Genomic DNA, 20,408 nt, shown 5'->3' with positions numbered 1-20,408 from the left:
GGTATATAATCAAAGTTGTGCTGGTGTTTTCGCTACAAGCAACGGGGGTATGTCTGCGTTATCGCTTCAAATTCAGTTAAAGTTTACATTTCGACCCCCCTCTCAAAAATAAGGTGATTTTTGTAACAACTGGCTAAACTTATTAAACCAGATGTGAGCACATGCTCAACAAAATCAATGATTTTAACTTGAATTCCACAATGTTCAAAAAAACAGTTTAAATTTGGAAAATAAATTAAAAATTTAGTCATATATAAAGAGAAATAGAGAAGTATATGTAATTAATATGGAAGCAAGAGCAAAATTAGTAGTAAACTGTGTGAATAAAAAATCAAGTTGTGTTTTTTTGGAGGGGGTCGAAATGTAAATTAAAGGAGATATAATTCTTTTTCAAATCACGACAACTTTTTTGCCTAATTTGCCCGCAGCTTCAACAAATTCCTTTGTATCCACACCAGGAAATGTATCTATAATACAAATATCAAATTTTTTATCTAAATAATTCGCTAATTCTCTTACGTCCATACTATAAACTTCAAACTTGTCTCCAGATGCTATTAATTCACCTTCACTGCCTGAAAGTTTGACTGGAAATCCATTAGCTTCTAAATTAACCAAAGTAGTTTCTATTGCAGGGTTCCATATATCATTAAAAACAACCTTTCGTGCACCTGCTTTAAGGCATGCGATTCCTAAAGTACCAGGGCCACATGTACAATCAAGAACATTAGGCTTATCATAATCTTTCAAAGCTTTTTCAAGTATCTCTATTTTGGGTGATTTTATCTGTGGGAACTCTATGTGAATTTCACGCTGATATTTGTATGTTCCTAAAGCACCGTAAGGAGTCTGTACAATATCACATCTCAGATCGCATCCGGCAAGAAGTTCATATACATGAGGGTTAGAATCAGAATCTTTTACGCCCACAGTTTTTCTTATATCTCCCTTTAAAACCCCTCTAACTTCCTCAACTTCCTTTATAATTCTTTCAGCACATTTTTTATCCACTTCATTAGATAATATTACTAAACAACCCTTAGGCAAATAGGGAACAGTATCATTTGGATAGCCAGGAGTCACAAGAGGAACACATGAGTTCCTTAAATTGGCTTTTTTATCTTTTATTCCTTCATCGATCATTATTTTTAGCACGTGAGCCATTACAATATCAAGTTGCCTCTTCCCGCATTTACAACTTCCAAAATAGTTATCTATTTCATCTAAATTAATCTGTTCTGCTAGAGGCGAGAATTTCTTTATTTTTTCGGTTTTGCAATCTTTGCATGGTTTGTAGAATAATTCAATGTCTTTTAGCGCTTCCGAAATAGGCTTTATGCATCTATCTCCACACCTACACCTCATTTCCATATACTAAAATATAGAATATTTTGTATAAGTACTATGTTATTTTTTATCAATTCTGTATTTCATTTCAGATTCACTTAGAAAATAACTAATTTTTTGACCTCTCGGAGGTTATCAAAAAAGAAAACATTGCAAGAAAACATTACAAAAAAACAGTAAAAACAGTAAAAACAGTAAAAACAGTAAAAAAACATTAACAAGAAAACATTAACAAAAAAACATCAAAAAAACATTAACAAGAAAACATTAACAAGAAAACATTAACAAGAAAAACATTGAAAATATGAGGATACCTTTAACAATAGGTTATCAAACTCATATTAAATCTGCATCTGGTCTTCATTTAATATTCTTCTAATCTGCTAATCCGCACTTAGAAATCTGTACTTGCAACTTATTCTTCCGAGACTTCCTCCATTTTTGCTCCAAGGCTGCACATATCTTTAAAGAAGTCCGGGTAAGAAATCGATACAGACTCTGTTGTGTCAACTGTTGTATTTCCTGCAACTATTCCTGCTATTGAAAGAGCCATAACTATTCTGTGGTCATCCCAGCCATGCACTGATGCTCCACGCAGTTTTCCGCCGGTAATGGTCAGGCTGTCTCTTTCCTCTTTAAGGTCTACCCCTAGCTTCGGAAGTTCGGTTGCGAGGGCTCGCAGGCGGTCCGTTTCCTTATATCGGACATGTTCGGCATTTACAATCCTGCTAGTTCCTTCGGCAACTGCAGCCAGAACAGCAACTGTAGGGACAAGGTCAGGAGTTGCTCCGGCATCAAAAGTTATAGCTTTTAATTGTCTTCCTCCTCTGACGGTCACATTGCCTGCTTCTTTATCCCAGGTAATATCTGCTCCCATCTGTCTCAGGATTTCAATGATTACCTTATCCCCCTGTTTTGAGGGAAAGAGGTTCTTGACTGTAACCTCAGACTCACTCGTCATAGCTGCGGCTGCAAGGAGGTAGGATGCAGAGGAAAAGTCGCCGGGAACAGTATAATCTTTGAAGTCATACTTCTGTTTTCCCGGGATTATGAATCTGGTGCCATTACTGTCATCGACATGAACTTTAATGCCTGCCAGTTCAAGCATTTCAAGGGTTACATCCACATAAGGTCTGGACTTAAGTTTTCCTGTAATATAAAGGGTGGTACTGTTTTCGGCAAGCGGGCAGGTTATTAGAAGGGCTGAGATAAACTGGGAACTGATAGAGCCGTCAATGCTCGCATCCTGTCCTTTAAGTCCGCCTTTTACGACAAGTGGAGCTCTCTCGTTTCCTCGAGTGGAACAGGCTTTTACTCCCAATTGATTAAGAACTTCAAGAAGAGGGCCGTTTGGCCGGGTACGAAGGGAGGCGTCTCCGGTTAGCACTGTAATTCCATCAGTAAGTGCTGCTACTGCGGTCATAAAGCGAAGAGTTGTCCCTGAATTTGCAGCATTAATTACATCATCCGGGACATTGGGTTTCCCATTAATTCCGTGGATAATAAGCCTGTCTTCTTCCCTCTCAACTGAGGCCCCAAACATCTCGGAAGCCCGGACTGTGGCAAGTGTATCGGCCGAAATCAGGGGACGCCTGACGGTTGATTCTTTTGAAAGAGCTGCCAGGGTTACAGCCCTGTGAGTGTAGCTCTTTGAAGGTGGGGCAAAGACTTCCCCTTTGATCGAGGATTTGTCAATAGAAACACGCATATGTACCAGATCTCTTCTATTTCTTATTTGGTTTTTTCATGAGATTCAGGTGCTTACTTCTAGCTTCTGAATAACCTTTTTACAACGCTGCTAATAACTTGAACAGAATTGAATATTTTGAATATGATTTAAAGGCGGTTTAGAACTCAATTTAAAACTCAGTTTAGAACTCAATTTAAAACTTAGTTTAAAGTTCAATTTAGAACTCAGTTTAAAGTTCAATTTAGAACTCAGTTTAGAGTTCAATTTAAAACTTAGTTTAAAGCTCAATTTAAAACTTAGTTTAAAGCTCAATTTAGAACTCAGTTAACCCCTTTTACGATATTTTCTGCCATATCCCAGTCATGATCATAGATATGTGCTGAGATGCTGATAGTTGTGATCGTTCCGGGTTTTGTTCCTACCCTATCAGCCACGTACTCCAGGAGTTTCGAGAGCCCGTAAAGGTTTGCCGGATAGGCTCCCCCAAAGTCGTGGCTTCTGAAGAGAGTTGTGAGGTGTATCTTTCCATCTCTTATTTTAAAGTCGTCGAGCATCATGCAGGGAACTTCATTAACTTTTGTATCTACAGGAGGAATCCAGGTAACTGCGATTGCTCGTCTGGAAGTAGGATTTTGCTGTAGCTTTTCGATCACATAATCTATTTGATCTACTTTTCCATGCCAGTTCCTAAGGCGCTGCCCGTATGTGTATTCAAAGTCCTGTGTATTTTCTCCTGAGATCAGTTGTTTTGCATACTCTTCAAGCCTTTCTTCATTCCAGGCAGTCTCATGCGGGATTCTGTCAGTGTAGGGATCTTCAATTATGATCATCAAATCCATAAATTCCCTGATCTGGCTTCCTCTTTCATCCGTAATAACCTGTCCGTGATTCTGGATGATGTTAAGCCCGCGGTACCATGCGTCAGAGATAGTTTTTGCTCTGATAATCCTGCCAATTTCGAATCTGTCTTCCATTGAAAATTCCCCGATAAAATCAGAATAGGGTGTGCACAATTGATATCCTGATCCGAAATATCTCAAATCCAGCACTTTGATCAATGTCTCTAATTTTTGGGATTTTTCGGACAACATTTTCCCATAGCTAAATATGGCACAATATTCTACATAGGTAGTTATTTATTCTTTTTTCTTTATTCACCACTTTCTTTTATAAGTGCTTTCTCTAAGATCTAATTCAAATTCTCACTGTGTATATTGATAGCATATATCATACCAGATTTAAAAAAATTCCGGGCAAAAAAGGATATGGAAATTCCGGGTAAATAAAGGACATGGAAATTACAGGCAAATAAAGAACATGGAAATTTCGGACAAAAAATATGGAAAGGAGAGTAAATAAAATCTAATGAAAAATAAGCAGTTGGATATAAACTGAATTAAAATCCGGATAAAACAAAATCTGGATAAAAGGATCAAGATGAAAAACCTGGAAAACTAAATAAAAAAAGTATGAATAAAAGAATTAAAAAATAAAGGTCTGAGAAATATTCTCAGAACCTCATCGCCTTAAGACGCCTTACCCTTTCATCGGTTGCTGGGTGAGTGCTAAAGAGAGACTGAATTGCTCCTCCTTTTAATGGATTGACAATAAACATATGGGCGCTGCTTTCTTGTGCCTGCACGTCTGAAACTCTCGGACTGTAGTGAGAGTTCCCATATTCGAGTTTTTCAAGGGCACTGGCAAGAGCCCAGGGTTTTCTGGATATGCTGGCTCCTTCCGCATCGGCTGCATATTCTCTTGACCTTGAGATTGCAAGCTGAATCAAAGTTGCAGCAATAGGCGCTACAAAGATCATTACAATGAGGCCTATGATTCCTCCGTTGTCATCATCCCTGCCGCCCAAGCCACCGAAAATTGCAGCTATCTGTGCCCAGTGGGCAAGCATTGTGACAACACCTGCAAGGGTTGCAGCTATAGCACTTATCAGGGTATCCCTGTTCTTCACATGTGCAAGCTCGTGTGCCAGCACACCTTCCATTTCTTCATAAGAGAGTAGATGAAGAATTCCGGTTGTAGCAGCCACAGCCGCATGCTCTGGGTTTCTCCCGGTTGCAAAGGCGTTTGGCATTCCGGACTCTACGATATACACTTTAGGCTTTGGGATTCCTGCTTTCATGGCCAGTCCATCGACGATCTTGTGCAGGTTTGGAGCTTCCGCAGGTGAAACTTCCTTTGCCCTGTACATTTTGAGTACTATTTTGTCGCTGTACCAGTAACTTCCAAGATTCATAATTATTGCAAACAGGAACGCAATAATCATTCCGCCTGTACCCCAGTGGCTTCCTATCAGAACCAGGAGACCTGTAAGGGCGGCAAGCAAAATTGTAGTTCTAAGCATGTTCTTCATGACTTCTCACACGACGTCCTCCCAGGCTAATGTCTGGGTTTTCGGTCTTTGATTCTTGTTTCTGAACTTATTTTTATAAATTAAGCAGATTAGAATCAGTTTTATATCACCTGAATATAGATATATATTTATTCTCCTGCAAGCGCAGGTTATCACATTTGTGTTATTTCGATTTCCTTATTTATCCTGAATCAATTTAAAATTCTCTTAAAAGGCAACTTTATCTTCAAATTGGGAAATCTCATTCAAGAAATTATATTTTCCTCTGGAATCTCCCCCTCTCAAAGCTTACATCAATAACTAATATCTCTTTTTTGATATATTTACATTTGCATGTTTCAAATATTTAGTTTGAAATCAAACTATTATTGTGACTTCAAGTATATGTATCTATTGAAGAACTGTTTCCAAAACTCAAAATTATTTCTTTGAATCCCATATTCAAAATAATCAATTGTTTTTTCATCACAAAAATAGTTTTGAAACTTTATTTATTTGAGGGTAAAATTAGTTTTGGGACGGACTCATTCAGTAAACAAAGAAAAAAATAAAAATATAGTTACGTTAATCCGTCATCAAAATAATCCGTGTCAATCTTTTTAACATCATAAGATTTTACTTTTGAAACTCCCACATCATACTCAATCATTAGTCTTGCAAGCGTTTCTCCATCAATCAATACAATGTTCCCTGTGAAATTGGCATATTCAAGAGCTTCTCTTGAAAAAGTAGAGGTTGTTATAAAGACTCCTTTCTTTGCTTTCTTTCCTATCAGAGCGCCTGCAAATTTCTGGATTTCAGGTCTTGGGACAGTGCCTTCCCAGCGTTTTGCCTGAATATAAATTACATCAAGTCCAAGCCTATCTTCCTTTATGATTCCATCGATCCCACCGTCGTGGCTTCTACCGACTGCTTTTCCTGCATCTGCTCTTGAACCTCCATATCCCATTTTTGTCAGGACATCGATTACTGTAGATTCAAAGAAAGTGGGAGAACACTTCTTTACTGCCGAGAGTATTTCTAAGACAAGCTCATTGTGAAGTTGTTGGTATGAGAGTTCAAGAGATTCCCATGGGTCTAATTGCTCAGTTTTATTTTGGGCTTTGCCTAACTCAATATTCTCGACTTGTTTTCCTCGACGAAACTCGTTAAATTCTTTGTATCGAGTTAAAAAATTAACATCAATATATGCAGGATTATCTTTAAGGACATTCAGTCCTCTCTGGGTAATAGAAAAATATCCTTTTCTTCCCGAAGCAAGCAAACCAGCTTTTTTCAGGTAAGTACGTGCCCATCCAATACGGTTATTAAATACAGCTTGCTGGCCACTTGGCAAAAGTTCTCTTCTTTCTTCTTCGCTTAATCTTAACTCTTCTGCAAGATGCTCAATAGCATTGCGAATTTTATGCTCTTCTCCATCTCCTGCATATTTAAGCAGAGGAAGCATTAAGGATTGATAATCTGGAACTGCCATTAGATCACTCAAAAAATATGTTAGTCCTACTTAGAACTTTGAGTATGTATCTTTTTATAGTTTATTATTTTGTATCTATTTACGTGGCCCTGATTCGATTTCAGAAATTGCTCCTCCTCAAAAGACCGCTTTCCAGTAAAACACCGTAAAATCCAAACCTTTATACCTTTTCCTTTCCCAAAAACTCTTCATGTCCTCTTCAGGCATCATGCTTCCTCTCAAAACGGAACATTCTATTAAAGACCGTCTCTACTGGAATTTCTTAAACGTGATACCTTTTCTGATCGGTTCAATAGGGATCGGCAGAGATTCGCTCAAGTGGGTAGCGGTTTACATAGGAATAGCCCTTTTTTTCTTCCTGGTTATCGAACTCCGGTTCGCATGTACTCATTGTTTTTACTATATCCGGAGCAAAGGCTGCGTAAAGTGCATGATGCTTCCTGGAGTACCAAAACTTTTTAAAGATCGTCCCGGACCTCACAGCCTTTTTGAAAAGATTATTACTGTTCTTGGGGCTTTGTCCGTGTTTCTTTTTCCGGTTTACTGGCTTATTAGTGACCCTCTACTTCTGGGAGCTTATATTGTTGCCTGGATACTGTTTTTTCTGACAGCCCATCGGTATGAATGTGTAAGATGCATTAACTTTGAGTGTCCTGTGAATCGGGTGCCAGCCGAGATAAAAAAAGATTTTAAAAAGAGAGGTGGCCTCTCAGATAATTTTGATCTCTCTGGCAATGTATTTCGGGTATCAGATTCAAACAGATGCGTTTCCCTTAAAATAAAACATAAATTTAAGGACTTTCTCTACTGGTACTTCGTAACCCTGGTTCTTCTATTTTCGGCGGGACTTGCAATTGGTATTTACTCAACAGGGTGGGTACTTGCCTATCTTTTCTTAGTCTTCTTTCACTTTTATGTCCTGGAACAGCGTTTTTTCTGCACCCATTGCCCTTACTATGCAATGAGTGAGAAAAAAGTGAGATGCATGATGAATTGGGGTTGGCCGAAACATTTCAGGCCAAGGCCGTATCCTCCAGGAAAATTCGATCTCGCCATTACGAGTCTTGGGTTCATGGCCGTGATTATCTTTCCGCTTCCCTGGCTTTTGAAAGAACCGTTTTTATTGGGTGCTTACCTGGTTTCGATTTCGATTTTCTTGCTAACGATTTGGAGGTATGAGTGCTGCCGCTGTATCTATTTTGGATGTCCTTTTAACAGGGTTTCGGCTGAAGTGAAGAATGAATTCGAGAGGATAAGAGAGTTGAGTGCGAGTTTGAAGAATATTAAATTGTAAGGTTGAGGAAGAAGGTCAGATAGCAATTTAAAAAAATTCTTTGTTAATAATAATGGACTTGAGCCAGGTTTCTCCGGATAGCGCGTCTGTACTTTACTGCAGGGTAACCGAAAATGACCACTATTCCCGGTTGGTTTCGGATATTGATTCCGTACTTTTCTTTTACTTCCTTGCCCCCACTTTTCAGCATTGGACCAATGGTTCCTATCATGCAGCTTCCAAGGCCCAGGGTTTCGGCAGCAAGCATTGCATAGGTGGCTGTGATAAGTGGATCTGCGGGATCAGCATAAGGAGAAACATGGAAGTACATCGCAAGGGGTGCTTCATAGAGCAGGTAATCAGTGTTTTCTTTTCTCATTTCTTCAAAGGCTTCAATAGCCGGATACATGAATTTGTCAACAACTTCATACTCTTCTCTCTTCATGAAAGGCCGCATCAGGAGAAGTACGGGTTTCGAAAATATCCATTTCTGGCTTTTTATAAGCTTTAACATGTCATCGGAAAATTCCCTTACTTTTTCTTTTCCTTTTATAACCAGGACCTCAACATCTGAAGGTGGAATTCCCATGGGCGCCGTGCTTGCTGCTGCCAGGATCTTGTCTATTTTTTCCTGTTCAACTCCTCTGTCCTCGAATTCCCGGACGCTGCGCCTGGAAAGCATGAGAGCCATAAGTTCTCCGTACCCGGCGCGGGTCTCTTCCACTGGAATATCTATAAAGGAAGTCTGGGTTATGTCTCTTCCTTCAACCGCAATGGCTCCTGTTGGGCAAACTGCAACACAGTGCCCACAGCCGATGCAGCCGAAATAGCGGGTTTGGTCGATCTTTACTTTGTTATTTTCAAGGTAGAGAGGGGCTCCTTTGCAGACTTTAACACAGAGGCCGCAGGCCTTACACTTTTCATAATCTATCTTGACAGTTGCGGTTTCAGAGTACCTGGCTGTAGGGATGGCCATATATTTTTTTCTGAACAACGGTTATAAAAATCTTTGGTTAAATGAAGTTGACTGGAAATGAAAGTTTTTTCCCGTCGGTTTGGATGTCTACTTCAAAGATTTGGGAAATATGTTAGTTGCATAAAGTGTGAAACCTTTTTTAAATTAACTTATCCAGTCTGAGGGAAATTTATTTATACTATAACACGGTAATTTATTTCCGTAGTTCAAGTGTCAAATCACGGACTACCACAAAACAAATGGAGTTTCAGAAATGAAAGACGCAACCCATAAGACTTCTTCCAAACCCGTTTTGCATGGGTTTTTGTTAAGTAACGGAATGTTTATCACACCAGCGGAAATGAAAATTATGGAAAGCCTTGGGGTTGTCCGGTCAACAAAAATCTGAATTCCAGAAATAAACCCAGAAATAAACCCAGAAATAAACCCAGAAATAAACCGGAAAAAGACATATGTTTGGACAGGCCAAATAACTTTTCGGAAACAATCTGTAATAATGCCTTAAAAAGTTTCGATTCCCTCAGTAACTCTACAAAAGTCTCGATCTGTTAAGTAATGTAAAAATTCAAAAAACCTCAGAAGAACACCCTTTAAAAACCAAACAAAAGTGACTCCCATAAATCAGCGAAACCTCCAATCCCTGCACAAGTCTATAAAAAGCTGGAGAAGTTGTAAATAATATTGATTTCCTCCATAAGCTAATTCACTCAAAAAACGTGGACTCCTAGTCAACGAGACCAGAAAAACGGATTGAATAATTTACTGATAGATCCTATTTGCCTGTTCTCTTCTGTCCTTTCCGGTTGAAGTTTTTCACTATCTCCTTTTATCGATTTCTCTTTAGTAATCTCTCTTTAGTAATCTCTCTTTAGTAATCTCTCTTTAGCAATCTCTCTTTTGCAATCTCTCTTTTGCAATCTTTCTTTTGCAATGTTTCCTTGTTAGGAGAATCATATAAGTTTGAAGTTTACATGTTCCCGGGGTGTACTTCGCCTGTAAAACCTTGTTTGTGGTCTTTCAAATTTTTTTCAGCTTTTATCGCGCCTCCAATCTAACACTATGAAATGGAGTAACTTTATGAAGTAAAATAACTTATAATTCGTGCAAGGAAAGAGTGAAAACCATGAAAGTTGCCTGCATCCAGATGAATATCTCCCTTTGTTCAAAAAAGGAAAACCTTGAGCGTGCCCTCTCCCTGGCAGAAGAAGCGGTTTCGAAAGAAGCTGAACTGCTTGCATTTCCGGAAGTTTTCTCCACCGGTTTTTGTTATGACCACATATCTGAGCTAGCTGAAACTGCTTCCGGTCCTACCATTGGAGCCTTATGTGATTTTTCAAAGGAATATGATTGTATCCTTGCAGGGTCGATGATAGAACAGAGAGTAGGCTCAGAATTCAGTAATGAAATGAATATTCCTCCTCAGTTCAACCTGGGGTTCTGCATTGAGTCCGGAAAGCTAGCTGGCATCCACCGAAAAACCCAGCTTTATGGTCTTGAAAAAGAATATTTTGCACTTGGAGAAGATATACATCCTATTCGGCTGAAAAAGTATGATCTCTCCATGGGGCTTATGGTCTGTAATGAAATCCGGTATCCGGAAGTTTCCCGAAAACTTGCCCTTGAAGGAGCGGATTTTCTGGTTTCAGCTTCTGACATGCCTGATTTTTATATATATCCCTGGCGCATTATGTCCCTTTCTCGAGCAATTGAAAACCAACTGCTACATATCGCCTGTAACAGAGCGGGAAATGATAGGTTCTCAACTTATCCAGGCAGATCTTTTATTGCCGACGGATGGGGCCGGATTCTGGCAGAAGCCGGAAAGGAAGAGTGTGCTCTAATAGGGGAAATCGATCTCGAAGAGTTAAAAGAGATCAGACAAACTGGTTCCATCATAGAGGATCGGAGGCCTGAGATTTATTAATTCAGGATTGAGTTAATACACATTTAGAAGACCCATTTTGAAGAATAAATCCTGAATTAGGGTTAGAATGAGGATTAGAATGAGGGTTAGACTGAGGATTAGAAGAGCTCAGGTTATGAAATCAACTGAATACTTTATTAAGAAACGTAAGATAAGTTAAAATGTACTAAAAAGGTGAACCCTTTAGGGTTACCCTTTCAGTTCTTTAATTATCAGTTCGCGTGCAGTTTTTGCGTCTGCCGTACCTTTTGTCTTTTTCATGACCTGTCCCACAAGGAAGTTCAGGGATTTCTCCGTGCCTCCAAGATAGTCCTGTACTGCAGCTTCGTTTTCGGCGATTGCTTCGGCAATTGCTTTAGTCACCAGGTTGTCTTCAGCTTTGAAAAGGCCTTTTTCTTCGATAATCTGGGACGGGGTCTTTTCCTCCACAGTGTCCAGCATAGTTCGAATGACTTCAACGGCAGCCCGATCACTGATTTTACCTTCGGCAAAAATATTAACCAGTTCTACCATAGCCGAAACCTTGATAGAATTCTTTATCTCCGGGTCTTTTGCATGGATAAAACCTATTCTCTCCCCGTCATAAGAAGAGATTACAAGGTCACGGTAATTTAATTCCCCAAGGAAGACATCAGCCGTCCAGGTAGCTGCAATCTTCGAGTCCACTCCTTTTGCACAGACGCCTTCATAGAAGTCAGCAAGCATAATCTTTGATGTAAGAGACTTTGCATGCATATCTGTAATTCCGTACTGATCTATGAAACGAGCACGTTTTGCATCCGGAAGTTCAGGGAGAGTTTCCTTAATTTCAGGGATCCAATCGGTAATGCGCATAGGCATAAGGTCAGGTTCTCGGAAGTAACGATAGTCTTCAGCTTCCTCTTTTGTCCTCATTGAGAGCGTTACACCTCTACCTTCATCGAAGTGGCGAGTCTCCTGTGAGATTTTTCCTCCACGACGGATTACATTCTTCTGTCGCATAATCTCATAGAGAAGAGCTTTTTCAACTCCTTTATGCGAGGAGATGTTCTTAACCTCAACACGGGTACCCCAGTGGACTGAAACGTTTGCATCCACACGCATTGCTCCTTCAAGATTGCCGTCAAAAACATCCAGATACTCAAGGATATTCCTGAACTTATCAAGGAACCTTCTAGCTTCTTTGGGGCTGCGCATATCAGGTTCTGTAACAGTCTCAATCAGAGGCACACCTGATCTGTTATAATCGATAAGGACACCTTTTGACTTCTCTATACTTCCGATGTGCACAAGTTTGCCTGGGTCTTCTTCCATGTGGGCTCTTGTAATCCCTACCGTATGTTCTCCGTCTTCTCCTTCAATTACGACTTTTCCATTGCTTACGATTGGAAAATCATACTGCGTAATCTGGAAACCTTTGGGGAGATCAGGATAGAAATAGTTCTTCCTGTGGAACTGTGTCTCTTCTGCAATCTCTCCTTCAAGGGCAAGCCCTACTTTAATTGCGGCTTCAACTGTTTTTTTGTTCAGAACCGGAAGTGTTCCCGGAAGGCCCAGACAGATTGGACAGGTGTGAGTGTTTGGGGCTGCATTATGATAGTCTGTAGAGCAACCGCAAAACATCTTGGTCTTAAGTTTATTAAGCTGGATATGGATCTCAAGCCCGATTCTTACTCCGTCAGGATTTTCATAGACCATTTATGCCACCTCCGGAGGTCTCTTTGTGTGATAATCAGTATTTTGCTCGAAAGTATATGCTGTACGCAGCACAGCAGGCTCGTCAAATGGCTTGCCCATTATCTGAAGCCCTATCGGAAGACCGTCAGTGAAACCGCAGGGCACGGAAAGTGAGGGTACGCCTGCAAGATTGATCGGGCAGGTGTTCACATCCGAGAGATAAAGGGTAAGTGGATCTTCTATCTTTTCTCCTATCTTAAAAGCGGGGTTTGGCATAGTTGGAGCCATAAGCACATTAACTTTTGAGAGAGCCTTATCAAAGTCCTGCTTCACAAGAGTTCTGACCTTCAGGGCTTTTAAATAATACTTGTCGTGATATCCTGCTGAAAGGGCATAGGTTCCAAGGAGAATTCTTCTTTTCACTTCTGTCCCAAAACCCTCAGCTCTTGTTTTTGAAACCATAGCATGCCAGTTTTCTCCGCTTGCTCTATATCCGTAGCGTGTTCCGTCAAATCTTGCAAGGTTTGAGGATGCTTCACTCATTGCAATGATATAATATGAAGCAAGGGCATATTTTATATGAGGCATAGAAACCTCTTCCCAGGACGCCCCGAGATCTTCGCATTTGTGTATGGCATTCCAGACAGCTTTTTCAACATCTGGATGGATGCCTTCCCCGAAAAACTCTTTCGGGACCCCTATTTTAAGTCCTTTTACATCATCGACAAGAGCTTTCTGATATTCGGTTTTACTGTCAATTGAAGTCGAATCCTTACGGTCATAGCCGGCTATAACATCCATAAGCACTGCAATGTCTGTCACATTGTTTGCAAGAGGTCCGACCTGTTCAAGAGAGTTTGCATAAGCCACTACTCCATATCTGGACACGGCTCCGTACGTCGGTTTAAGTCCAACAACTCCACAGAAAGCTGCAGGGCAGCGTACAGATCCTCCGGTATCAGAACCGAGGGCAAAAGGAGCTTCTCCTGCTGCAACAGCTGCTGCACTGCCACCTGAAGACCCACCAGGTACTCTTTCAAGGTCCCATGGGTTTGCAGTCGGCCCAAAGTAGCTGGTTTCAGTAGAAGAACCCATTGCAAACTCATCCATGTTGGTCTTTCCTAGAATCACTGCGCCTGCAGCGAGAAGCTTTTCAATAACATGAGCATTGAATGGCGGGATATAGTCCTCAAGAATTTTCGAACCGCAACTGTTTGGCAGTCCAACTACGGAAATATTATCTTTTATTGCAATTGGAACGCCTGCAAGCGGGCCATCGTGCCCCTCGACATCAATTTTCTTCGCCTGCTCAAGAGCTTTTTCAGAGACCGTTATATAACCATTAATTTTGCTCTTTCCTATAGCTTCGAGGTACTGAGCTGTTACTTCTTCGGCTGAGCTTTCCTCAATTTTCTCTTTTACCTGTGCAACACTCATCCATTTTGCCATTAAAACCACTCCTCAGCCTATCTTCGGAACCCTGAAGGCTCCATCCTGTTTGTGTTCGGTGTTTTCAAGAACAACTTCCTGCGGGAGACATTCTTCCACCACATCATCCCTGAACACGTTATAAATCTTAGCCACGTGGTATGTGGGAGCTACATCTTCAGTCGGCAACTCGTCAAGCTGTCCGAAATACCCCAGCACTGAATTAAGTTTTTCCATGTATTCAACTGTTTCCTGTTCGCTAATATCAATGCGAGCAAGCCAGCCGATATGTTCTACATCTTCTTTTGTGATCATGAAAGTCCCTCAAAAATAGAATAATTCCGAATAAATGCCGTTGGTTGCTGCATAATACAAATAGGTTTATGTGATAAATATATATTCTTCGTATTTTCAAAGACCAGGGGAGGAGGAAGCTTTCAACATAGCTTCTCGTAAAAATTGAGAAATCTTATTTATTAAACATCATTCATGGTCTCTCATGTTTAATCAATATTAAATTTTTGTGATTATATCGATAAATCTTTATACTTTAGATTAAATTTGAAAGTGGTAGTAACAGTGAGAACTAGGAGGCATTTTTTTAACTGAAACTCATGTATCTGGAGTAATTGAGATCGAACTATCGTAAAATTATCAGTGTTTTTCTTTTTCCAGATTGGATTGAAGTATAATAACAATTAAGGTGCTTTTAATGTTAAATGCCTTTGATTCTGACTTTTTCTATCGTGTTCAATGCAGATTATTCCCACATTAACTGAAAGTATACTTTTGCATTAATGATCTACATGTTTATAATTCTAAATTATAATTCTAAATTTTGTTGGCGTTATTCTAAATTATTTTAAAAGTCTCTTGAAATTATCTTAAAATTCTGGTATTTATAAAAGTTATCTTAGAAAAGAGGGGCAGTGTGTCAATTTTTCTGTAAAGTCACAAATATCAAAAAGTTACTGTGTAAAAAATTACGTCTCGGAAGATTAATTTTCTCCATAGTACGCAAAAACTTGACTTCAAATTTACAGCAAATTTGAGATACTGTCAAAAGAGGTGAACAATTGATAGTTAATAGAGTAGATGTTGATAAATTTGGTGAGACTCTTCAAAAAGCAGAAAATGATCTTTCAAAAACCAAAAAAATAGTTGAGTTTGAAGGAAATTGGGAGATAGGCAAAACAGGGCCTCAATTCTCCGTAAAAATAAATACCGAAAAAGGAGGAGAATTTTTAATTCAATCGGATGAAACAATAGCTTTAGGAGGTGGAGGGACTGCCCCCAATCCCGTACAGTATGGTCTGTATGGGATAGCATCCTGTTTTGCAGCTACTTTTGCCAAATGGACTGCAATGGAGGGTATAGAACTCAATCAGTTCAAAGTAAAGGTCAAAGCTGATATGGACATGAGTGCAAGTTTTGGGTTTTTCCAGGAACCTGTAATTCCTATCTATGAGCATATTAAATTCGAGATAACAATTGATTCGGAAATGGACAAGGAAGAAATTGAAAAATTTAATGAGATTACAAAGCGGCGTTGTCCATGTTATTACTGTTTGACCACAGCAATCATTCCTGAAATTGTGTTCAAGAAGGAAGATCAGGAACCTTTAGCCGAGTCTCTTCATCCTGAGGAGTTAGTTGAAGCTAATTAGAACAGCTGAGTAAAGTTTTTTCCTTTTGAAGGCTCTGAACTGCAGTCCGCATTCCGTCACCCGAGTCCCGTCTCGGGAGGACGGTGCCCTTTTCGCTCACTTCGTTCGCTCAAGAGGGCTGAATTATGGTCAAGATAAGCTGATTTTTAACTTTGATTTCGTGGGTTTAACGAGGTAGGTTTTTACTGGCTGCCGAATATATTTTTAGGGTCTTTACTTTTTTTGCCTTCTGTTGAGGTCATACATTTGGACTTTCTTCATTTTGGCGAGGTTGAGTACTCTTTCAAGTTCGTCGTCGGTAAGGTGTCGGGCTTCGATGTAACCGTTGTCTACGGCTTCATTGAATATTTCGTATCCCAGGGCTGAACGGGTAAGGACTGTAGTCCAGCCTCTGGGGCTGCCAACTCCGCCAAAAGATATATCTGAGTTTTCGGCAGTAAGGTCCGTACAAAAACGACAGGAAGAGCTTCTGTATTCATCAAATTCGCTGAGGTCGAAGATTTGTTGTTTTCCGTTCTTCAGAGTAATCTCAAACTTCCCTTTCCGAATTTTCATGGCATCTACATTTTCCAGCGTAATTCCATAACTTTCCAGTACTGCCTTAATTCCTTCATAGGAGAAGGTATCCATACAAAAGAGCCCGAGTTTGAGAACCTTTGCTCTCATGAAGAGATGTAGAAATCCATAGGAACTTTTCTGCATTTTAGTGACTGCATCAATATTACAGCTCGTCCCTACGAACGCAATGCTGTTCATCCCCTGTTTAATTGCACTCATAAGAGCTTCAAGCGTCATTGAGTGAGAATAGATGCTGCCGCTACTCTCAAGGACCTCTTCCCTTGTCTTTGCAACTACTGGTACAGGTTTCCAGGGCTCTTCCTTTGAGCGAGTAGTAACCACGGCAGAGTCAATTAAACCCTCATCAAGGGCATACAAAAGCAGAGATGTCACAACTCCTCCATCCTGTCCCCTTATTTCGGGAATAGCAGATCTTGCTGCATATGCGAAGCGGAAGCTCCCTATAAGTCCCTCTTCTGTGGTGATGGTTCTCGGACACTGGTAGTAGCAGACCCCACAGGCTTTACAGGGGCCTACCAATTTTGGTGCGCCGTCCTCTATCGTAATATACTCGCAACTTGCTGCGCAGGCTCCACATAGAGTACATATTCCTGGTTTTATAATGTCCTTTTTTAATTTTCCAAAGGAAATCCTCTCTTTCTCACTAAGATTCCGTTTGAGCCGGATTACACTTTTTTCTAGAGCATCGAATTTCTGTTTGCATTCGGGACTGCAGAAATAATAGCTCTTTCCCCCATAATCTGAGAAATACTCAGTATTGTCAGATATTATTTTTTTACAAATAGGATCCAGCGGCATTGAAAGCCTCCGATGCAAGTTACACGAAAACTTCAGGAAATACCATAAGTGCAATCAAATGCGTAACTCCCAAACGAATTTGATGTTATCCTTAAAGAATATTGATCTTGTCCAATCAAATCAATAATTAATAAAAATAGCCTATAATTAATATAAATCTTTTTATAATTATAATATTTTTAATAATACTTCTAATAATCTTTCTAATAATATTTCTAATTTTATGCCTTTTTCCTTTCTTTCCTCTTTTCTTCTTGTTTTTCCTTCTCTTTTTGTATTTCCTTCCTCTTTTCTTCTTATTTTTTCTTCTCTTTTTCTATTTCCTTTCCCTTCCCTTTTTCTTCTTGTTTTTCCTTCTCTTTTTCCATTTCTTTTTCTTTATTTCTCAGATATATTTTCTTCTCGTAGTATGCCAGAGGATGACTGATTTTTTCACACAATCGGTCTTTACCTATGCAGTTCCCATATGTTCTCATAGTGTCACATGCAGGAGGCTTGTATACGTTTCCTGTTGCGCCTGCAATATGTTCTATCTGATAAAGGGTTAATTCCGCGTTAAAATCAGGAGAGACATTGAAAAGGTTAAGAATTTCATCCACTGACATTCCCACGCTGAGCAGGAAGGAAGTCATGGCAAAACGCATAGAATGGGCAAGATTCACTCCGCCCTGTACGTTTGCAAGGGCATGGGATATACAGGGGGGAAAGAGCTCGGGTTCCACTACACCAAAGTCCGTTGTCCCGAATTTTTTCTTGTGGACCTCAAACTTATCTTTTATTTCAGCAACATAAGGGGCGCAGAAACTTGATACTTCAGAAGGGATTTTGGGAATGGGGAATGATTTTTCTATTCTTTCTTTGATCGCTTCTTGAAGGAGTCTTACAAAGTCTTTTTTCGTAACTACGACCATTCCGGATCGAAGCTGCCGATTTGTTAATTTCCATATTGGTTCCCTTATCGAAGAAGAAAAGCGTATATAATCTGCAAAATGCATACTGAACTGTAACTCTTCAGCTTCTGCTTGAATCCCAAAATCCTCCCCGAATTCAAGCAAAAAATCAGTACTTTCTTTTTCGAGCCATTTTGAGGCTGCTTCTGCTTCTTTTAGTGCGTATCGTTTGGTGAATAACTGGTCATCTACGCAAGCGACCAGAATTTGAGCAAAAGGATAAGAGAGAGTTTCGGAAAGAAGCCAGCTTTCATCTTTTATGAGCGATTTTTCAATCTCTCCTTCGATGGATTGCATTACTCTTTCCATCCCGCGAACTCGAGATCTCCGAAAAGCTGGAGAATTAAGCAAACTCTCTAGCGAGACTCTAAGGCTTTCTACATAAGCAGATACTTCTGAAGCAAATGGGTAAAGAGCGATATGTTCCTCGTCCATTTCAGTCCGACTCAATTCTTGGAGCCAGGAGGTACGAAATCCTTCCTGCACCGTTCGCAATTTCGAAATCTATGAGTATTGGGAAGTCTTTTCCAAGGGAAAGAGTAACTTCATTGATTTTATTCGTGGGTTTGACTATATCGGTCAGATAATCCAGAGAGAAAAGAGAACATGCTTCTCCTGCCTTCAGGTCGATTAGCTGATCCCTGCCCATCTCGAGACGAACCTTGTCGGTATCGCCTTTTGCTTCCATATAGAATGTGTCGTCCGAAACTCCCATGAGCATATGGTCGCTTATTTTTTCGGCAGCTTTAACAGCACGTCTGAGGTCTGTACCGTTAAGGACGACTTTAGCAGGCAATTCAAGTTGTGGAACTCTTGGCTCTGCCCGAATTGTAGAAGGATCGAGAAGAGAGAGTGTATAAGACAGTCCTCCGACATCAATCAGAAGTTTGTGATTCCCTTCTTCAAGTTCCATCCGGACTGTGTCGTTCTTATCTGCGATTCCCAGCAGGTCCATAATCTTGTTCAGATCAACTCCGATTTCACATTCATCAGCGTTATACTCGTCGAAAGCAGATGACCCAAGCTCGAAAATTCCCATTGCAACGTTGGCAGGATCAACGGCTTTTACCGAAATACCTTCCGGGTTTATCTTGAATCTGACCTCATCTACAATTACAGCTAGTGCGGCAACCGCGTCTTTCAGAAGCTCTGCATTAATTGCTGCCTTAAACATATTTCTTCTCCAATAATAAATTTAAGTCTAAACTATTTATTACCCTTGAGATATATAAATTTCTTTACAGATTCCTAAATTCCAGCTCATCTGAAGAATTAATTCTCCAAATGTGATCAAACAGGGTTCTGGAATCGGAAAAACCATTAGATTCAAACTCCCGGCAACTATATAAATCTTGGTCAGAAAACAGGGCGGCTTCAGGCTCTGCTTAAAGCAGAAAGGAAGCTGTAGCCTGATGGGTCTAGTTTTCCGGGAAATGTACTTTTCAAGGGGGAATAGAAGGGCAATTAAATCTCAGTCGTATTCTCTCCAGGTAAATCCGCATTTCGTACACTTGAAGAAGCGGGTTTCGGATTCATCGGCAGACCTCAGTTGTCTGAGCCACCAGGCTGCAGTATTGTTCCCACATTCTGGGCATTTTGCACTTGTTGTCGGCAGGCCTGAAGTCTGCTCACCTTCCAGAACCACTATTTCGTGATCATCTATCTTGGCTCTGGATACAAAACTTTTTTCATCACTTTTTATAGGTATTATGTTTCCACATTTTCTACACTCAAAATTCCCATTTTTAGGAAACATCATACTTTTACATTTGGGGCAGAATTGCATTAATATCACTTTTTGCATCATTTATAATTTTATTGTGGTCAAAAGCCAGTTCAGGAACGGACTCAAGCTCAAAAAGATCGGCAGAAGCGGCATCAGACCCGGATTTCAGCTCTCCAAATCCCTTTGCAAGGTAACATACTGAAACCGTATGTCCTCTGGGGTCGCGGTCAGGATCAGAGTAGACTCCTACAAGTTTGATAAGCTCTACAGAAAGGCCTGTTTCTTCAAAAGCTTCCCTAATTGCTGCTTTTTCTGTAGTTTCCCCGATTTCTACGAAACCTCCTGGAAGGGCAAATTTTCCCTGATATGGGGGATTTTTTCTCTTCACAAGCACAAGCTTGTTTTTAAAGAGGATTACGGTATCAACGGTTAAACTAGGAGTTTTGGGTTTCATAAAACGCCTTCATATTTCCTTTCCGGGAGATCTCTTTTTCCGCCACCAATCCCTTTCTGAATCAGCTTTTCCAGCAGGAACGCCAGAATGAAATAATA

The 20,408-nt window shown here is 40.1% G+C and carries 18 protein-coding genes; 4 read left to right on the top strand and 14 right to left on the bottom strand.

Annotation, left to right across the window (positions count from 1 at the left end; genetic code table 11):
• Positions 1-390 precede the first annotated feature (390 nt).
• The 5 genes from MSKOL_RS17955 to MSKOL_RS17935 all read right to left on the bottom strand — a co-directional run bounded on the left by MSKOL_RS17955 (position 391) and on the right by MSKOL_RS17935 (position 6,879).
• Positions 391-1,371 (bottom strand): 50S ribosomal protein L11 methyltransferase, encoded by a 981-nt coding sequence (locus MSKOL_RS17955; RefSeq protein ID WP_048157989.1) that lies wholly within the window; start codon positions 1,369-1,371, stop codon positions 391-393.
• A 391-nt stretch (positions 1,372-1,762) separates the two neighbouring features.
• Positions 1,763-3,055: a 3-phosphoshikimate 1-carboxyvinyltransferase gene (gene aroA, locus MSKOL_RS17950; protein ID WP_048157988.1), complete on the bottom strand. Its 1,293-nt coding sequence runs from the start codon at positions 3,053-3,055 to the stop codon at positions 1,763-1,765.
• Between the two features lie 302 nt (positions 3,056-3,357).
• The gene (locus MSKOL_RS17945; RefSeq protein WP_048123264.1) at positions 3,358-4,011 is read right to left on the bottom strand and encodes a thymidylate synthase; all 654 of its coding nucleotides are present in this window, start codon (positions 4,009-4,011) and stop codon (positions 3,358-3,360) included.
• Positions 4,012-4,547: 536 nt separating this feature from the next.
• Positions 4,548-5,405, bottom strand: a complete 858-nt coding sequence (locus tag MSKOL_RS17940; protein WP_048157987.1) for a zinc metalloprotease HtpX — start codon at positions 5,403-5,405, stop codon at positions 4,548-4,550.
• Between the two features lie 559 nt (positions 5,406-5,964).
• Positions 5,965-6,879 (bottom strand): restriction endonuclease, encoded by a 915-nt coding sequence (locus MSKOL_RS17935; RefSeq protein WP_048123260.1) that lies wholly within the window; start codon positions 6,877-6,879, stop codon positions 5,965-5,967.
• A 190-nt stretch (positions 6,880-7,069) separates the two neighbouring features.
• Here MSKOL_RS17935 and MSKOL_RS17930 point away from each other — a divergent pair, with 190 nt between their 5' ends.
• On the top strand, positions 7,070-8,173 hold the full coding sequence (locus MSKOL_RS17930) for a hypothetical protein (protein WP_048157986.1): 1,104 nt from the start codon (positions 7,070-7,072) through the stop codon (positions 8,171-8,173).
• Between the two features lie 43 nt (positions 8,174-8,216).
• On the opposite strand, the gene MSKOL_RS17925 is transcribed toward MSKOL_RS17930, so the two are convergent.
• Positions 8,217-9,128, bottom strand: coding sequence for a nitroreductase family protein (locus MSKOL_RS17925; protein WP_048123254.1), 912 nt, complete (start codon positions 9,126-9,128; stop codon positions 8,217-8,219).
• Between the two features lie 253 nt (positions 9,129-9,381).
• On the opposite strand from MSKOL_RS17925, the gene MSKOL_RS21460 reads away from it, so the two are divergent.
• Both MSKOL_RS21460 and MSKOL_RS17920 read left to right on the top strand, forming a co-directional pair.
• Positions 9,382-9,516 (top strand): hypothetical protein, encoded by a 135-nt coding sequence (locus tag MSKOL_RS21460; protein WP_255351950.1) that lies wholly within the window; start codon positions 9,382-9,384, stop codon positions 9,514-9,516.
• Between the two features lie 735 nt (positions 9,517-10,251).
• A complete protein-coding gene (locus MSKOL_RS17920; protein WP_048157985.1) occupies positions 10,252-11,052 on the top strand; it encodes a carbon-nitrogen hydrolase family protein in 801 nt (266 codons plus the stop codon).
• Between the two features lie 189 nt (positions 11,053-11,241).
• Here MSKOL_RS17920 and gatB read toward each other — a convergent pair whose 3' ends face one another.
• From gatB to gatC, 3 genes are read right to left on the bottom strand one after another with little or no spacing between them, the layout of a single operon-like run.
• Positions 11,242-12,729, bottom strand: coding sequence for an Asp-tRNA(Asn)/Glu-tRNA(Gln) amidotransferase subunit GatB (gene gatB, locus MSKOL_RS17915; RefSeq protein WP_048157984.1), 1,488 nt, complete (start codon positions 12,727-12,729; stop codon positions 11,242-11,244).
• Positions 12,730-14,157: an Asp-tRNA(Asn)/Glu-tRNA(Gln) amidotransferase subunit GatA gene (gatA, locus tag MSKOL_RS17910; protein ID WP_048157983.1), complete on the bottom strand. Its 1,428-nt coding sequence runs from the start codon at positions 14,155-14,157 to the stop codon at positions 12,730-12,732. It abuts the gene before it with no gap.
• 12 nt (positions 14,158-14,169) lie between these two features.
• Positions 14,170-14,451: an Asp-tRNA(Asn)/Glu-tRNA(Gln) amidotransferase subunit GatC gene (gene gatC, locus MSKOL_RS17905; RefSeq protein WP_048123248.1), complete on the bottom strand. Its 282-nt coding sequence runs from the start codon at positions 14,449-14,451 to the stop codon at positions 14,170-14,172.
• A gap of 761 nt (positions 14,452-15,212) precedes the next feature.
• Between gatC and MSKOL_RS17900 the strand changes: the two genes are divergently transcribed.
• Positions 15,213-15,803, top strand: coding sequence for an OsmC family protein (locus MSKOL_RS17900; protein ID WP_048123245.1), 591 nt, complete (start codon positions 15,213-15,215; stop codon positions 15,801-15,803).
• Between the two features lie 213 nt (positions 15,804-16,016).
• Here MSKOL_RS17900 and MSKOL_RS17895 read toward each other — a convergent pair whose 3' ends face one another.
• From MSKOL_RS17895 to MSKOL_RS17875, 5 genes are all read right to left on the bottom strand, one after another.
• Positions 16,017-17,180, bottom strand: a complete 1,164-nt coding sequence (locus MSKOL_RS17895) for a Coenzyme F420 hydrogenase/dehydrogenase, beta subunit C-terminal domain (RefSeq protein WP_048157982.1) — start codon at positions 17,178-17,180, stop codon at positions 16,017-16,019.
• Between the two features lie 296 nt (positions 17,181-17,476).
• Positions 17,477-18,565: a DNA primase regulatory subunit PriL gene (gene priL, locus MSKOL_RS17890; protein ID WP_048157981.1), complete on the bottom strand. Its 1,089-nt coding sequence runs from the start codon at positions 18,563-18,565 to the stop codon at positions 17,477-17,479.
• Between the two features lies 1 nt (position 18,566).
• Positions 18,567-19,304 (bottom strand): DNA polymerase sliding clamp, encoded by a 738-nt coding sequence (locus tag MSKOL_RS17885; protein WP_048123238.1) that lies wholly within the window; start codon positions 19,302-19,304, stop codon positions 18,567-18,569.
• A gap of 297 nt (positions 19,305-19,601) precedes the next feature.
• The gene (locus MSKOL_RS17880) at positions 19,602-19,916 is read right to left on the bottom strand and encodes a transcription factor S (protein WP_048108514.1); all 315 of its coding nucleotides are present in this window, start codon (positions 19,914-19,916) and stop codon (positions 19,602-19,604) included.
• Positions 19,894-20,310, bottom strand: a complete 417-nt coding sequence (locus MSKOL_RS17875; protein WP_048157980.1) for an NUDIX hydrolase — start codon at positions 20,308-20,310, stop codon at positions 19,894-19,896. Before MSKOL_RS17875 ends, MSKOL_RS17880 begins: the two co-directional genes overlap by 23 nt.
• Positions 20,311-20,408: the final 98 nt, after the last annotated feature.

The organism is Methanosarcina sp. Kolksee (genome assembly GCF_000969945.1).
Taxonomy (GTDB): domain Archaea; phylum Halobacteriota; class Methanosarcinia; order Methanosarcinales; family Methanosarcinaceae; genus Methanosarcina; species Methanosarcina vacuolata.
Note: the sequence above shows the minus strand (reverse complement) of the source record. Positions and strands in the feature narration are given on the sequence as shown.

What these genes read in the sequence shown, in the direction of transcription:
- gatB (WP_048157984.1), bottom strand. Translation starts at nt 12,729, where the DNA reads ATGGTCTATGAAAATCCTGACGGAGTAAGAATCGGGCTTGAGATCCAT.
- gatA (WP_048157983.1), bottom strand. Translation starts at nt 14,157, where the DNA reads ATGGCAAAATGGATGAGTGTTGCACAGGTAAAAGAGAAAATTGAGGAA.
- MSKOL_RS17895 (WP_048157982.1), bottom strand. Translation starts at nt 17,180, where the DNA reads ATGCCGCTGGATCCTATTTGTAAAAAAATAATATCTGACAATACTGAG.
- MSKOL_RS21460 (WP_255351950.1), top strand. Translation starts at nt 9,382, where the DNA reads ATGAAAGACGCAACCCATAAGACTTCTTCCAAACCCGTTTTGCATGGG.
- gatC (WP_048123248.1), bottom strand. Translation starts at nt 14,451, where the DNA reads ATGATCACAAAAGAAGATGTAGAACATATCGGCTGGCTTGCTCGCATT.
- MSKOL_RS17885 (WP_048123238.1), bottom strand. Translation starts at nt 19,304, where the DNA reads ATGTTTAAGGCAGCAATTAATGCAGAGCTTCTGAAAGACGCGGTTGCC.
- MSKOL_RS17955 (WP_048157989.1), bottom strand. Translation starts at nt 1,371, where the DNA reads ATGGAAATGAGGTGTAGGTGTGGAGATAGATGCATAAAGCCTATTTCG.
- MSKOL_RS17940 (WP_048157987.1), bottom strand. Translation starts at nt 5,405, where the DNA reads ATGAAGAACATGCTTAGAACTACAATTTTGCTTGCCGCCCTTACAGGT.
- MSKOL_RS17930 (WP_048157986.1), top strand. Translation starts at nt 7,070, where the DNA reads ATGTCCTCTTCAGGCATCATGCTTCCTCTCAAAACGGAACATTCTATT.
- MSKOL_RS17920 (WP_048157985.1), top strand. Translation starts at nt 10,252, where the DNA reads ATGAAAGTTGCCTGCATCCAGATGAATATCTCCCTTTGTTCAAAAAAG.
- MSKOL_RS17945 (WP_048123264.1), bottom strand. Translation starts at nt 4,011, where the DNA reads ATGGAAGACAGATTCGAAATTGGCAGGATTATCAGAGCAAAAACTATC.
- MSKOL_RS17935 (WP_048123260.1), bottom strand. Translation starts at nt 6,879, where the DNA reads ATGGCAGTTCCAGATTATCAATCCTTAATGCTTCCTCTGCTTAAATAT.
- MSKOL_RS17875 (WP_048157980.1), bottom strand. Translation starts at nt 20,310, where the DNA reads ATGAAACCCAAAACTCCTAGTTTAACCGTTGATACCGTAATCCTCTTT.
- MSKOL_RS17925 (WP_048123254.1), bottom strand. Translation starts at nt 9,128, where the DNA reads ATGGCCATCCCTACAGCCAGGTACTCTGAAACCGCAACTGTCAAGATA.
- MSKOL_RS17880 (WP_048108514.1), bottom strand. Translation starts at nt 19,916, where the DNA reads ATGCAATTCTGCCCCAAATGTAAAAGTATGATGTTTCCTAAAAATGGG.
- priL (WP_048157981.1), bottom strand. Translation starts at nt 18,565, where the DNA reads ATGGACGAGGAACATATCGCTCTTTACCCATTTGCTTCAGAAGTATCT.
- aroA (WP_048157988.1), bottom strand. Translation starts at nt 3,055, where the DNA reads ATGCGTGTTTCTATTGACAAATCCTCGATCAAAGGGGAAGTCTTTGCC.